The 12,732-nt window shown below is 69.7% G+C and carries 13 protein-coding genes, 1 other RNA gene and 1 riboswitch; of the genes, 2 read left to right on the forward strand and 12 right to left on the reverse strand.

Translation table 11 applies throughout. From position 1 onward, the window contains the following. Nucleotides 1–3 precede the first annotated feature (3 nt). The 7 genes from CURTO8I2_RS08200 to rsmI all read right to left on the reverse strand — a co-directional run bounded on the left by CURTO8I2_RS08200 (nucleotide 4) and on the right by rsmI (nucleotide 6,279). The gene (locus tag CURTO8I2_RS08200) at nucleotides 4–1,890 is read right to left on the reverse strand and encodes a penicillin-binding protein 2 (RefSeq protein WP_159680249.1); all 1,887 of its coding nucleotides are present in this window, start codon (nucleotides 1,888–1,890) and stop codon (nucleotides 4–6) included. Continuing rightward, the gene (ftsL, locus tag CURTO8I2_RS08205) at nucleotides 1,887–2,150 is read right to left on the reverse strand and encodes a cell division protein FtsL (RefSeq protein ID WP_159681607.1); all 264 of its coding nucleotides are present in this window, start codon (nucleotides 2,148–2,150) and stop codon (nucleotides 1,887–1,889) included. The genes CURTO8I2_RS08200 and ftsL overlap by 4 nt, the downstream gene beginning before the upstream one ends. 2 nt (nucleotides 2,151–2,152) lie before the next feature. Continuing rightward, the gene (gene rsmH / locus CURTO8I2_RS08210) at nucleotides 2,153–3,097 is read right to left on the reverse strand and encodes a 16S rRNA (cytosine(1402)-N(4))-methyltransferase RsmH (RefSeq protein WP_236551038.1); all 945 of its coding nucleotides are present in this window, start codon (nucleotides 3,095–3,097) and stop codon (nucleotides 2,153–2,155) included. A 20-nt stretch (nucleotides 3,098–3,117) separates the two neighbouring features. Beyond that, nucleotides 3,118–3,567 carry a division/cell wall cluster transcriptional repressor MraZ gene (locus tag CURTO8I2_RS08215; protein WP_159680251.1) on the reverse strand — a complete coding sequence of 150 codons (450 nt, stop codon included), beginning with the start codon at nucleotides 3,565–3,567 and terminating at the stop codon, nucleotides 3,118–3,120. A 545-nt stretch (nucleotides 3,568–4,112) separates the two neighbouring features. Then, nucleotides 4,113–4,476: RNase P RNA component class A (gene rnpB / locus CURTO8I2_RS08220), an RNA gene on the reverse strand. A 50-nt stretch (nucleotides 4,477–4,526) separates the two neighbouring features. After that, nucleotides 4,527–5,393, reverse strand: coding sequence for an alpha/beta fold hydrolase (locus tag CURTO8I2_RS08225; protein WP_159680254.1), 867 nt, complete (start codon nucleotides 5,391–5,393; stop codon nucleotides 4,527–4,529). Between the two features lie 37 nt (nucleotides 5,394–5,430). Then, nucleotides 5,431–6,279: a 16S rRNA (cytidine(1402)-2'-O)-methyltransferase gene (gene rsmI, locus CURTO8I2_RS08230; protein WP_159680256.1), complete on the reverse strand. Its 849-nt coding sequence runs from the start codon at nucleotides 6,277–6,279 to the stop codon at nucleotides 5,431–5,433. Between the two features lie 56 nt (nucleotides 6,280–6,335). Here rsmI and CURTO8I2_RS08235 point away from each other — a divergent pair, with 56 nt between their 5' ends. Beyond that, a complete protein-coding gene (locus CURTO8I2_RS08235) occupies nucleotides 6,336–7,577 on the forward strand; it encodes a penicillin-binding protein activator (protein WP_159680258.1) in 1,242 nt (413 codons plus the stop codon). Beyond that, on the forward strand, nucleotides 7,574–7,954 hold the full coding sequence (locus CURTO8I2_RS08240) for a YraN family protein (protein WP_159680260.1): 381 nt from the start codon (nucleotides 7,574–7,576) through the stop codon (nucleotides 7,952–7,954). Before CURTO8I2_RS08235 ends, CURTO8I2_RS08240 begins: the two co-directional genes overlap by 4 nt. 673 nt (nucleotides 7,955–8,627) lie before the next feature. On the opposite strand, the gene thiL is transcribed toward CURTO8I2_RS08240, so the two are convergent. Genes thiL through CURTO8I2_RS08265 form a run of 5 tightly spaced genes read right to left on the reverse strand, consistent with a single transcriptional unit; the run spans nucleotide 8,628 to nucleotide 12,287 of the window. Next, a complete protein-coding gene (gene thiL, locus CURTO8I2_RS08245; protein ID WP_159680263.1) occupies nucleotides 8,628–9,587 on the reverse strand; it encodes a thiamine-phosphate kinase in 960 nt (319 codons plus the stop codon). Between the two features lie 15 nt (nucleotides 9,588–9,602). Next, nucleotides 9,603–10,067: a transcription antitermination factor NusB gene (nusB, locus tag CURTO8I2_RS08250; RefSeq protein WP_159680265.1), complete on the reverse strand. Its 465-nt coding sequence runs from the start codon at nucleotides 10,065–10,067 to the stop codon at nucleotides 9,603–9,605. After that, a complete protein-coding gene (gene ribH / locus CURTO8I2_RS08255) occupies nucleotides 10,064–10,531 on the reverse strand; it encodes a 6,7-dimethyl-8-ribityllumazine synthase (protein WP_159680266.1) in 468 nt (155 codons plus the stop codon). The genes nusB and ribH overlap by 4 nt, the downstream gene beginning before the upstream one ends. A gap of 41 nt (nucleotides 10,532–10,572) precedes the next feature. Further along, nucleotides 10,573–11,673, reverse strand: coding sequence for a 3,4-dihydroxy-2-butanone-4-phosphate synthase (gene ribB / locus CURTO8I2_RS08260; protein WP_159680268.1), 1,101 nt, complete (start codon nucleotides 11,671–11,673; stop codon nucleotides 10,573–10,575). Continuing rightward, nucleotides 11,670–12,287: a riboflavin synthase gene (locus CURTO8I2_RS08265; protein ID WP_159680271.1), complete on the reverse strand. Its 618-nt coding sequence runs from the start codon at nucleotides 12,285–12,287 to the stop codon at nucleotides 11,670–11,672. Before CURTO8I2_RS08265 ends, ribB begins: the two co-directional genes overlap by 4 nt. 96 nt (nucleotides 12,288–12,383) lie before the next feature. Next, nucleotides 12,384–12,532, reverse strand: a riboswitch (FMN riboswitch). Nucleotides 12,533–12,732: the final 200 nt, after the last annotated feature.

Here is a 12,732-nt window from a genome sequence, read left to right on the forward strand (position 1 = left end):
GGCTCATCGCTGGCCTCCGGCGACGTGCGTCGCGGCGACCGGCGTGGGCTGCGCGGCGGACACGACCGGCGCCGCGGGTGCGGCCGCCGGCGTCGCGGGCACGGTCCGGCCCTGCTCGCGCGCACGCTTGGCATCGGCCGTGGCCTGCGCGGCCAGCCAGGTGTCGATATCGTCCGGCGGCACGTCCATCAGGCGCAGCGCGCCGTCCATGACCCGCTGGAACACCGGGGCGGACACGTAGCCGCCGCCGTAGGTCGAGCCGCCCTTGGAGGTGTCGGGATCGTCGATGACGACGGCCATCGCGAAGCGCGGATTCTCGACCGGCACCAGGCCGGCGAAGAACGCGAGGTAACGGCGCGCATAGCCGCCGCCGCTGGCCTTGCGCGCCGTGCCGGACTTGCCGGCGACGTGATAGCCGAGGATCGCCGCGCGCGTGCCGGTGCCGCCGGGCTCGGTGACGGTCTGCATCATCCGCACCACTTCGTCGGCGACCGCGGCCGAGACCACCTGGTGCGATTCACCCGCCTGCCCCTTGACGAAGGTCGGCGTGATCGCGCGGCCGTGATTGCCGAGCGTGGCGTAGGCGTGGGCGATCTGCATCGGCGTGACCGACAGGCCGTAGCCGTAGGACATGCCCTGCTTGCTGGTGCCGCTCCAGCGCGACGGATCCGGGAACAGGCCGGCGGCCTCGCCCGGGAAACCGCTGCCGGTGCTCTGCCCGTAGCCGAAGCTGCGCACGAAGTCGTAAAAGTACTGGTTCTCGAGCTTGTGCACGATCATCGCCGAGCCGACGTTCGAGCTCTTGGTGATGATGCCGGTGGTGTCGAGCACGCCGTAGTTGCGGAAATCGCTGGTGCGGAAGCGGCCGTTCGGAATCCAGCCCGGGCTGGTATTGAACGTGCTCGCCGGCGTGATGACGCCCTTCTCCAGCGCTGCCGCCACGGTGATCGGCTTCATCGTCGAGCCGGGCTCGAGCAGATCGGTCAGCGCGCGGTTGCGGTGCGCGTCGCGGTTCTCGCCGGTGACGCGGTTGTTGTTGTAGGTCGGCAGGTTGGCCATCGCCAGCACCTCGCCGGTCGCCACGTCCAGCACGACGATCGAGCCTGCGCTCGCGCCGGTGTCTTCCAGCGCGCGCCGCAGCTCGCGGTGCGCCAGAAACTGGATGCGGCGGTCGATGCTCAGCACCAGATCCTTGCCCGGCTCGGCGGCGCGCACCAGGCTCACGTGTTCGACGATGCGGCCGTGGCGATCGCGGATCACGTTCTGCGCGCCCGGCTTGCCGGCCAGCCATTCGTCGAACGCGAGTTCCACGCCTTCCTGGCCGTTGTCGTCGATGTTGGTGAAGCCGAGCACGTGCGAGACCGCTTCACCCTGCGGGTAGAAACGGCGGTATTCGCGCTGCGAGAACACGCCCGGCACGCCGAGATCCAGCACGCGCTTGGCCGCGACCGGGCTGATCCGGCGGTGGCGCGGGATGTACATGAATTCCTTGTCGGCGCGCTGCGACACCGCGCGCGACAGTTCCTCGAGCGGCAGGCCCGTCGCCCGGGCCAGCTCGGGCAGGCGGTCGGGATGCTTGCTCAGTTCCTGCGGATTGGCCCACAGCGATTCGACCGGCGAGGAGATCGCCAGCGGCTCGCCATTGCGGTCGGTGATCATGCCGCGCGAGGCCGGGATCGGCACTTCGCGGCGGAAACGCGCGTCGGCCTTCTGCTGGTAGAACGCGTTGTCGATCAGCTGCAGGTCCACCGCGCGGCCGACCAGCGCCACCGCGCCCAGGCCCAGCGCGCCGCCGACCAGCATCAGGCGCAGGCGCAGGTCGAACTGCGCGCGCTTGCGCGGCTTCTTGGCGTGGCCGTCGCCGGCCTTGATGAACTTGCGGAAGTTCATGGGCGCACCACGACGATCTCGGCCGTCTCGGGGAAACGCATGCCCAGGCGCTCGCGTGCCACCTGGTCGACGCGGTTGCTCATCGCCCACGTGGCCTGCTCGAGCTGCAGGCGGCCGAAGTCGATGTTGAGCTCGTCGCGCGCGCGCTCCAGACGGGTCAGGTCGATGTAGAGCTGGCGGTAGTCGTGGCGCGCGTGGACCACGCCGATCGCCGTGATCACGTTGGCGCACAGCAGAATCGCGACCACGAGATGGCGCAGCTTCATGCGGCCACCTCCAGGTCGAGCTTCTCGGCCACACGCAGCACCGCACTGCGGGCGCGCGGATTGGCCCGCAGTTCGGCATCGTCGGCCTTGGTCGCGTCGGCGACGATGCGCAGGCGCGGCACGAAAGGCGCGGCTTCCGGCAGACGGCGGTTGCCGGCCGGCGCCTTGGCGTGACCGGCGATGAAGCGCTTGACGATGCGGTCTTCCAGCGAGTGGAAGCTGATCACCGCGAGACGGCCGCCCGGACGCAGCGCAGCGAACGCGGCATCGAGACCGGTTTCGAGATCGGCCAGCTCGCGGTTGATGTGGATGCGGATCGCCTGGAACGAGCGCGTGGCCGGATGCGTTTCCTTCTGGCCCGGCTTGGTCTTGCGCGGTACGTTGGCGGCGATCACGGCCGCCAGGTCGGCCGTGCGCAGGAACGGCGCTTCGGCGCGGCGCGCGACGACCGCACGCGCGATGCGGCGGCTCATGCGCTCCTCGCCATAGGTCCACAGCACGTCCGCGATCTCCGCCTCGTCGGCGCGCGCGATCCACTGCGCCGCACTTTCGCCGGCGTCGGGATCCATGCGCATGTCGAGCGGACCGTCCTTGCCGAAGCTGAAGCCGCGCTCGGCGACATCGAGCTGCGGCGAGGACACGCCCAGATCGAACAGCACGCCGTCGAGCGGCGCGCGGGTCACGTCCTGCCAGCCGGTGAGCTCGACGAAGCTGCCACGGAAGATCGACACGCGCGGGTCATCGCCGAAGCGCGCCTGGGCAACCGCGATCGCATCGGGATCCTTGTCCATCACCAGCAGGCGGCCATCGGCGCCCAGCTGCGCGAGCACGCCGGCGGCATGGCCACCGCGGCCGAAGGTGCCATCGAGGTAGCGGCCATCCGGGCGCACGTGCAGGCCGTCGAGCACCTGCGCGTACAACACCGGGAGGTGGCCGGACACGACATCCGTACCACCCGCGGTCACAACGGCAATCCTTCGAGATCGTCGCCGGCCATGTCCTCGTCGGTCAGGGTCTGGCGGATCTGCGCCTGATGCGCCTGCTCGCTCCAGAGCTCGAACTTGTCGCCCATGCCCACCAGCACGGCGCGGCGGTCGATGCCGACCGTATTGCGCTGGCTGGGCGGAATGCCGATGCGGCCGCTCGCGTCGGGCTCGAGCACCGTGGCGGCACCGACCAGCTTGAGCTGCAGGATGCGGTTGCGGGCCAGGGTGCGCGGCAGTGCGTTGACCTGGTCGCGCAGCGCTTCCCAGGCCTTGAACGGATAGAGATACAGCCCGCCGGCATCGAAGGGGTTGTAGGTCAGGACCAGCCGGTTGTCGCATTCACGCGCGACGAAGTCCCGATAGGCGGTGGGAATCGCCAGTCGGCCCTTGTCGTCGATGGTGATGGCGGTCTCGCCCTGCAACACGTCCGTTCCTGCCCTTGAGTGCCCGTCTGGAGCGGGCTTTGGCGTTCGGAAAACCACGAAATTCCCGGTTTCCCCACGTGTCGCCACCTTAGGACCCGTCATTTGGGTTGTCAACAGCTTTGTCGAGAACTTTTCACCTGTCTGGTCAATGACTTGCGGCACTCTTCAGAGACTTGTTCAAGCTTTATCCACAAGCTTCTGTTTCGTCTCAAATTTTGAGATTCCGGTCAAATTGACAACGAACGGAACCCTCACGCAGGCTTCACGGAATCGGCCTGCTGCGCCGCAGCATCAGCGGTGTCGAAGCCACACGGTGCGCAGACGGCAGAGCCCTGACATCCCTCCAGGCGGCGTCGAGGCGTGAGGTAACCGACGGCGCAACCGCACCCGTCCTGCACGCATTCGACGAGCGCCCCCGCTCGGCGCCGGTCGTAGGTACCGCGAGGGCCAGCGGATTGCATCGAACGGAGCCGGACAGGTCGCCCCCGACCACGGCCACAGACGCGGCGGGCCTCCGGTCCGTCGGAGGGCTTGCGGGATCAAGGTGGCGGAGCCGGCCGATAAGCCGGGTTCTGTCGTGGACAGTCATTCCTCTAGGCGCACCGTCACCGGTACGCTCGAGCAACCTACCCGGACCCGACGCGGGCAACGTCATGAGGTCCCTATTTGGTCTTGCTCCAGGTGGGGTTTGCCGTGCCGGCCTGTTACCAGGCTCGCGGTGCGCTCTTACCGCACCATTTCACCCTTGCCACGCATCCCGAAGAATCGTTCGGCGGTATCTTTCTGTTGCACTTTCCGTCGGCTCGCGCCGCCCAGGCGTTACCTGGCACCTTGCCCTGTGGAGCCCGGACTTTCCTCGGCACCGCCGGATGCGAGCACCCGGGATGACGCGACTGTCTGGCCGACTCCGCCGCGCGCATTGTCGCACGCCGGTGACGCCTCACACCGGCGCCATGGGCTCAGTCGGCGGATGCCCGGTCCAGCAGTGTGGTGAACACGACGCCGAATTCCGGCGACAGCGTGGCGTCGTTGTGGCCGCGACCAGGCACGATGGCCAGCTGTTTGTCGGTGGCAGGCAACGGCGTCGCATCGAACAGCGCCTGTGAGAACTCCGGCGCGGTGGTGACGTCGAGTTCGCCGACGAGGTAAAGCACCGGCTCGTCGAGCCGACGCGCAACCGCGAGATTGCCGGTCTTCTGCAGGGCAGGCGCGATGTCGAAACGTCGCACCGCCAGCCGCGTCCAGAAGCCGGCGCGCGCCCGCATCGCCCGGGCCCAGTCCTCGGCGGTGGTCATCGAGCTTTCCAGCACCAGGCCGTCGAGCTGTCGCGCATCGGCCACATGGCCGGCGAAGAAGCTGCCCAGCGACTGGCCGTGCACGATCAGCGGCCGGCCCACCGTCTCCGCGCGCACCCGGTCGTAGACCTGCAACGCGTCGGCACGCAGCCCTTCAATGGTCGGCGCGCCGGTGCTGGCGCCGTAACCGCGATGGTCGACCAGCACCAGATCCACCGGGAGCCCGGCGTAGGCGTCGAAGATGCGCCGGGCGTGCAGGCCGGTGCGGAACCCGTTGCCACCGAAGTACAGCACCGTCGCGCGGGCGTCGGCGCGCTTGAGGTCGACGCGGTAGATCGAGACGTCGTCCGGCGTGTCGATTCGAGACTCGGCGGCGGTGTAGCCGGCATGCGTGGCGGCCAACACGGCGAGATCGGGCGCCGGCGCCGGCATCGGCCGGAGCAGATGCGACTCCTTGAGCGAATACGTGCAACCGGCCATGACGACGCACAGCGCGGCGGCCACCAGGCCGCGGGCGGATCGGGACTGCATGCGGTGACTTCCTTCCTTGGGACACCGTTGGACGCGATCAGACCTCCGGAGTTCCCTGCCCGTACAGCGACTTGCGCGGTGCGCCGGTGATGTCGGCGGCGAGCTTGGCGGCCAGCGACGGCTTCATCTCGCGGCTCAGCAGGGCATAGACCCGCCGGCCCTCGGCCAGGCGCGCATCGACGTCGTCGCCCGCCCCTTCTATCAGCACCACGAACTCGCCCTTGCGCTGGTCCGCCTCGCCCGCGACGCGCGCGGCCAGGGTTTCCAGCGGGCCGTCGAGCACGGTCTCGAAGAGTTTGGTCAGCTCGCGCGCGACCACGGCCGGGCGCCCGCCACCGAAGGCCTGCACCGCGTCGGCCAGCATCTCCTCGATGCGGTGCGAGGATTCGTACAACAACACCGTGCGCGGCTCGGACGCGAGCGTCTGCAGGCGTTCGCGGCGGGCACCGGCCTTGGCCGGCAGGAAGCCTTCGAACACGAAACGGTCGCTCGGCAGACCGGCGACGCTCAGTGCGGCGATCAGCGCGCTGGGCCCTGGCACCGGCGACACGCGAAGCCCCGCCTCGCGGGCGGCCCGCACCAGACGAAAGCCGGGATCGCTCACCAGCGGCGTGCCGGCATCGCTGACCAGCGCCAGCGATTCGCCGGCCTGCAGCCGCTCGACCAGCCGCGCGGCCAGGCCGTCCTCGTTGTGTTCGTGCAGGGCGATCAACGGGCGCTCGATGCCGAAATGGCCGAGCAACTGGCGCGTGTGCCGGGTGTCCTCGGCGCAGATCGCATCGACGCTGCGCAGCACTGCCTGCGCGCGCGGCGACAGATCGCCCAGATTGCCGATCGGCGTCGCCACGACATGCAGGACGCCGGGGGCGCGGGAAGGGTCGCTCATCGTCTGCACACCGGGAACGCTAGAATGCGCCCATTATCCCGCAGCGGAACCGCGACATGGCAGCAACGGTCCAGCCTTCGAACGCCCGCACGCGCACGACGCGCGCCGTCGGCGCGCCGCCCCGCGCCCTGCGCCTGCTCGCCGGCGCCGCGCTGGCCGCCGTGCTCGCCAGCTGCGCGACCGTGCAGACCACCGGCAGTGCCGGCCCGGTCGCCGCGCCGTCGGAAACCCCGGCCGCGCCGGGTCGCTGGACCTTCGACGACACCCGCCCCGCCGCCGAACGCGACGGCTATCGCCCGCCGCGCAAGCTCGCGGTGTTGCTGCCGATGACGGGATCGCTGGCGACCGCCGCCGCGCCGGTGCGCGACGGCCTGCTGGCCGGCTACTACGGCGAGCGCCGCACGCGCCCCGAACTCGCGTTCTACGACACCGCCGGCACTGCGGCCGGCACCGCCAATGCCTACAGCCGCGCGATCGCCGAAGGCGCCGACCAGGTCGTCGGTCCGCTGGGCCGCGAGGAAGTCGACGCGCTGTTCCACAGCCCGGCGCAGGTGCCGGTGATCGCCCTGAATCGGGGTTCGATGCAGGCCCCCGACAATGCCGCCGCGTTTTCGCTGGCACCGGAGGACGAAGGCGACGCCGCCGCGCAGTACCTGCTCAAGCGCAACGCGCGCAACGTGCTGGTGCTGAGCAACGGCGAGGATGCCGCGCGGCGCAGCGTCGATGCGCTGACCGCGCGTCTGGCCCAGAACGGCGGCAGCGTGGTCGGCACGCTCGCGATCATCGGCGACACGCCGGTTGACCAGACGCCGGTGCTGCAGAACGCACTGGCCAGCGGCGTCGGGGTCGACGCGGTGTATCTCGCGATCCGCGGCAACCAGGCCCGCGTGCTGGCGCCGCAGCTGTCGGTCGCCGGCCTGGCCACGCGCCCGCGCGTCGGCAGCTCGCTGCTGGCGCAGGGCACGGGCAAAGCGGAGGAAGACCAGATCCTCGACGGCATCGTGTTCCCGACCGAAAGCTGGTCGACCGGCGCCAGTGCGCGGTCCCTGCCGCCGCTGACCACCGTGTCGCGCGACTTGCCGACCGCACGCGGCGGCGCCGCGCGTCTGTTCGCGTTCGGCTTCGATGCCTGGCTGCTGAGCGGCTATCTCGAACATCTCGCCCGCACGCCTGATTCGTCCATCGGCGGCGCGACCGGCATGCTGCGCATCTCCGGCGACGGCAACGTCATGCGCCAGCCGGCGTGGGCGACGTGGCGCAACGGTTACGTGGTGCCGCAGGCGGACGCCGGCGGTTGAACGACCGGCGGCGCGATGGCGCTGCCGTCGAGCGGGCAGCGGCCACGCATCTGCAGGCCGCCGGCCTGCAACCGCTCGCTGCGAACGTGGGCTTCCGCGGCGGCGAACTCGACCTGGTGATGCTGGACACACGCGGTGCGACGCGCGTTGTGGTGTTCATCGAAGTCCGCCATCGCCGCACCGCGGCGTTCGGTGGCGGCGCGGCCTCGGTCGATGCCGGCAAGCGCCGGCGCCTGGTGCTGGCGGCGCAGCAGTTCCTGATGCGCGAGCGCGGGCTGCGTGATCTGCCCTGCCGTTTTGATGTCGTCGAGGCAAGCGGCGATGCGGAAGCGCCGACGCTGCGGTGGATCGAGGATGCGTTTCGCGCGGATGATTGATTCGTCCTGGCAGGACGCGCCTCTGCTTGGTGTTCGATTGTTCGTGCCGTCGTGGACTTACGTTGGCGTGTTTCTTTCTTCGGCTTTGGCTTTGGCTTTGGCTTTGGCTTTGGCTTTCAGCCTTTGACTTGAACCGAGCCGTAGAGCGAGCCGAGCACCGGAGCCTGGCGTGGCCGGAGAGCAGCCCATGTCTGAGCGCAGCGAGTTTGGGCTGCGTGCCGCGTCAGGCGAGGCGCACAGGGCACCGATGCGGCTTCATCGCATCGGCTCGCGTCCGGCGAAGGGACCTTTTGGTTCCTTTTGGGTCCATCCAAAAGGGACTCGCACGCGCAGCGGGCGAAAGCCGTGCACTTGCTCTCGCTTTTCAGCCTTGGCGTTGGCCTTTTCTATCGCCAAGCGAATTGCTCGCAGAGCGAAGATCAAGTACAGGGCTTCCGCGCTGTCGCGCGGCTTACTTTTGTCTTGGCAAAAGTAAGCAAAACCGTCTTCGCCGGACGCGATGCTCGGCACGCTTTACGGCTCGATTCAAGTCAAAAGCGAACAGCCAAAGCCAAAGCCAAAGCCAAAGCCAGAGTCGGAGCCGGAGCCGGAGCCGGAGCGTGCCAGCTGCCGAGCCAGACCATCGCTCGAAAACATCACTTCGGTACGCCCGAGCTCCGCCAGCGAAAGCGCTTCAACCCGCGAAGTGATCCCACCCAGCGCGCACTGGAGCCCACAGCGCGCCATCTGCGGTCGTCGCGACGACACCCTGCCCTTCCACGATGCGTCCGAAGCGGGTCACAGGAACGCCTGCCTCCTTCCCAGCGGTCTCGATCGCATCACGAGCGCCGACCGGCGCGGTAAAGCACAGTTCGTAATCGTCCCCGCCACTCGCCTGCAGCGCGCGACGTGTGTCCGGATCGGGCGCAGCGGCGCGCAGGGCATCGGATGCCGGCAACGCGTCGACATCGAGCTCGGCACGTACAGCGCTCGCGCGGCAGACATGGGCGAGATCGGCCAGCAGGCCGTCGGAGATGTCGATTGCGGCACGGGCCAGACCGGACAGCCGCAGACCGAGCGCGACCCGTGGCGTCGGCCGGTCCAGCCTGGCGCGCAACGCCGGATCACGCGTCACGCCTGACGACCACTGCACGAGTGCAGCCGCGGCATCGCCGGGCGTGCCACTGACCCAGATATCGTCATCGACACATGCAGAATCCCGCCGCAGCGCGCGGCCGGGGGCGATGAACCCGAAGACGGTCACGCACACCGACAGCGGTCCGCGCGTGGTGTCGCCGCCGACCAGGGTGACCGCGTGCTGGCGCGCGAGCGCGTCGAATCCGTCGAGAAACGCATCCACCCACGCCGAATCGGGTTCGGGCAGGGACAGCGAGAGCGTGCACCACGCCGGCGTGGCGCCCATGGCCGCCAGATCCGACAGGTTCACCGCCAGCGCTTTCCAGCCGATGTCGGCGGGTGCGGTGTCGTGCGGGAAATGGATGCCGCTGTTGAGCGTGTCCATTGCCACGACCAGCTGCATGCCGGCGGGCGGCTGCAGCAGCGCGGCATCGTCGCCGATGCCCAGCACCACATCCGTGCGCGCGACGGTACGCGCGGCGATCCGGTCGATCAGCTCGAACTCGCCGGCGGTCATCCGACGGGGCCGGGCTCAGCGCCCGCGCGGCGCGCCGACTTCCGGCGCGCGCCATTCCGCGGCGGCGCGGTCGAGCACGCCGTTGACGTAGGTGTGGCCGTGCTCGGAGCCGAAGCGCTTGACCGTCTTCAGCGCCTCGTCGATGACGACGCGATACGGCACGTCGACACGGTGCTGCAGTTCGTAGGCGGCGATGCGCAGCATCGCGCGCTCGATCGGATCGACCTCTTCGATCGTGCGGTCGAGAAACGGCGCCAGCGCGGCATCGAGTTCGCGGTAGCGCGTGCCGACGCCGTGGACCAGATCCTCGAAGTACGCGAGGTCGGCGACTTCCTTGGCCTGCTCGTGGGCGAACTGGGCGACGATCTCGCGCGGCTCAGTGCCCGACATCTGCATCGCGTAAATGGCCTGCAGGGCGCGGCGACGCGCGCGCGAACGCAGCACGGGATCGACGCCATGGGGTTTGCGGGTCTGGTTCATCCGATGGTGTCCAACAGGTTGCTCATTTCGATGGCGACCAGCGCCGCTTCTTCGCCCTTGTTGCCGTGACTGCCGCCCGCGCGCTTCTCGGCGTCGACGTAGGCTTCGACCGCGAGCACGCCGTTGGCGACCGGCACGCGGCTGTCGAGCGCCACGCGCATCAGCGCGTCGCTGCAGCCGTCGGCCACCTGCTCGTAGTGGCGGGTGTCGCCGCGCACCACGCAGCCCAGCCCCAGCAGCGCGGCGTGGCCGCCGGCCGCGGCGAGCCGCGCGCAGACCACGGGAATTTCCCATGCACCGGGCACGCGGATCACGTCGACCGCGTCTTCGGCGACACCGTGATCGGTGAACGCCTTGCGCGCGCCGGCGATCAGGGCGTCGGTGATCTTGGGATTCCAGCGGCTGGCGACGATCGCGTAACGCGCGCCGGCCGGGGCGCGCAGGTCGCCTTCGAGGTAGCTCATGGGCATGGGAGTTCGCGCAGGGCCGGTCAGTTTAGCGTGGGTCAGGGCGTGACGTATTCGACGACTTCCAGGCCGTAGCCGGCCAGGCCCACCTGCTTGCGCGGCGTGCCCAGCACGCGCAGCCGGCCGAGGCCGAGGTCGGCAAGGATCTGTGCGCCGGCGCCGTTGCGGCGCCACTGGCCCACGTCCTTGTCCTTGCCGGGCGGCCGGACCACGGCTTCCTTGCGCAGGCGCGCCAGCAGCGCTTCGGAGTCGCGTGGCGCCGACAGCACCACCATCACCCCCTGCCCGGCCCCGGCGATCGCGCGCAGCGCATCGCTGCCGGACACACCGAAATCGTCGCGGCGCCAGTGCAGCAGGTCGACGAGCGGGTTTTCCACCTGCACGCGGACGAGGGTCGGCGTCTCGGCGTCGGGGGTCCCGCGCACCAGCGCGAAATGCAGCTCGTGGGCGATGCGGTCGCGGTAGGTCACCAGATGGAACGCGCCGAATTCGGTCTCGATCTCGCGCTCATCGATGCGCTCGACGGTGTGCTCGGTCGCCAGGCGATGGGCGATGAGATCGGCGATCGAGCCCATCTTCAGGCCGTGTGTGCGGGCGAAGACTTCCAGCTCCGGGCGGCGCGCCATGCTGCCGTCGGGGTTGAGGATCTCGACCAGCACGCCGGCCGGCTCGAGGCCCGCGAGCATCGCCAGATCGACACCGGCTTCGGTATGACCGGCGCGGGTCAGCACGCCGCCGGGCTGGGCGACCAGCGGAAAGATGTGACCGGGCTGGTGCAGATCCTCGGGTTTCGCGTTCGCCTTCACCGCGGTGCGGATCGTGTGCGCGCGATCGTGCGCCGAGATGCCGGTGGTCACGCCTTCGGCGGCCTCGATGCTGACGGTGAAGTTGGTCTGGAACTGCGCGGTATTCGCGCGGACCATCGGCGCCAGGCCCAGCTGCGCGGCGCGGCTCGGCGTCACCGGCAGGCACACCAGGCCGCGGCCGTGGGTGACCATGAAATTGATGTCCGACGGCTTCACCAGCTCGGCGGCCATGATCAGGTCGCCTTCGTTCTCGCGGTCCTCGTCGTCGACGATGACGACCATCCGGCCCTGGCGGATCTCTTCCAGCAGTTCGGGAACGGGTGCGAAATTCATGCCGCCGCTCCCGCCAGGACGACGCCCGCGCTGAGCAGACGCTCGACATACCGGGCAACCAGATCGACTTCCAGGTTCACTGCCTCGCCGACCGCCGTGCTGCCGAACGCGGTGTGCGCGACGGTATGCGGCACCAGGGCGACCTCGAAACCGGACGCATCGAGGGTGTTGACGGTCAGGCTGACGCCGTCGACACAGATCGACCCCTTGTGCGCGACGTACTTCAGCAACGCAGCCGGCGCTGTGATCCGCCAGCGCTGCGCGCGTGCATCGTCGTGCACCGAGGCCACGCTGCCGACGCCGTCGACATGGCCGCTGACCATGTGGCCGCCCAGGCGGTCGGTCGGGCGCATCGCGCGCTCCAGGTTCACCGCACGCCCCGGCGCCAGCGCGCCGAGCGTGGTCAGCGACAGGGTCTCGGTGGAGGCATCGGCCTCGAAGTGCGCGGTGTCGAAGGCCACCACGGTCAGGCACACGCCATTGACCGCGATACTCTCGCCCATCGCCACGCCGTCGAACGGCAGCGTGCCGACCGCGATGCGCAGCCGCGCGTCGCCGCCGCGTGCCTCGGTGGACACCAGGCGCCCGACGCCCTCGATCAGTCCGGTGAACATGTCGCTGTCTCCCTCCGCGCGGGCCACCCGCACGGTCAAGCCGAAAGGGAACGGTCCGGGACGCGACAGCGTGCGCGGCCGGAAGGCCACGCATGAGGTCGTCTTCTCGCATCCGGACTCTGACCGTCGGCTCCGGCATTCGACCGGATCTGCTGACCCGCCGGCGTGTGCCGGCAGCGCTCGCGGGCTCGCGCGTCGCCGCGCCTACCGCCGGTGGGGATTTCCACCCCGCCCCGAAGACATTCGATTGTGTGATGCCGGCTGGGCCGGCCCGGCGATTCTACCAGCGCCGCTCGGGCAGCCCGGCCGGCAGCGGCGGGACGCTTCATTGCAGGGACAGGCGGGCCGCGCTGGCCACGACAGTCGGCCCGGTGCGTTCATGCGCCTGCGTACGGAATGGTCGTCCGAGATGGCGCCCCACGCGCCTGCCGGGGTGGCGCAACGC

The sequence above is a fragment of the Luteimonas sp. 9C genome, assembly GCF_902506295.1.
Lineage (GTDB): Bacteria > Pseudomonadota > Gammaproteobacteria > Xanthomonadales > Xanthomonadaceae > Luteimonas.

Excerpts from the sequence above, each read along its gene's own strand:
- CURTO8I2_RS08200 (WP_159680249.1), bottom strand. The coding sequence starts at position 1,890 with ATGAACTTCCGCAAGTTCATCAAGGCCGGCGACGGCCACGCCAAGAAG.
- CURTO8I2_RS08225 (WP_159680254.1), bottom strand. The coding sequence starts at position 5,393 with ATGCAGTCCCGATCCGCCCGCGGCCTGGTGGCCGCCGCGCTGTGCGTC.
- rsmI (WP_159680256.1), bottom strand. The coding sequence starts at position 6,279 with ATGAGCGACCCTTCCCGCGCCCCCGGCGTCCTGCATGTCGTGGCGACG.
- CURTO8I2_RS08235 (WP_159680258.1), top strand. The coding sequence starts at position 6,336 with ATGGCAGCAACGGTCCAGCCTTCGAACGCCCGCACGCGCACGACGCGC.
- thiL (WP_159680263.1), bottom strand. The coding sequence starts at position 9,587 with ATGACCGCCGGCGAGTTCGAGCTGATCGACCGGATCGCCGCGCGTACC.
- nusB (WP_159680265.1), bottom strand. The coding sequence starts at position 10,067 with ATGAACCAGACCCGCAAACCCCATGGCGTCGATCCCGTGCTGCGTTCG.
- ribH (WP_159680266.1), bottom strand. The coding sequence starts at position 10,531 with ATGAGCTACCTCGAAGGCGACCTGCGCGCCCCGGCCGGCGCGCGTTAC.
- ribB (WP_159680268.1), bottom strand. The coding sequence starts at position 11,673 with ATGAATTTCGCACCCGTTCCCGAACTGCTGGAAGAGATCCGCCAGGGC.
- CURTO8I2_RS08265 (WP_159680271.1), bottom strand. The coding sequence starts at position 12,287 with ATGTTCACCGGACTGATCGAGGGCGTCGGGCGCCTGGTGTCCACCGAG.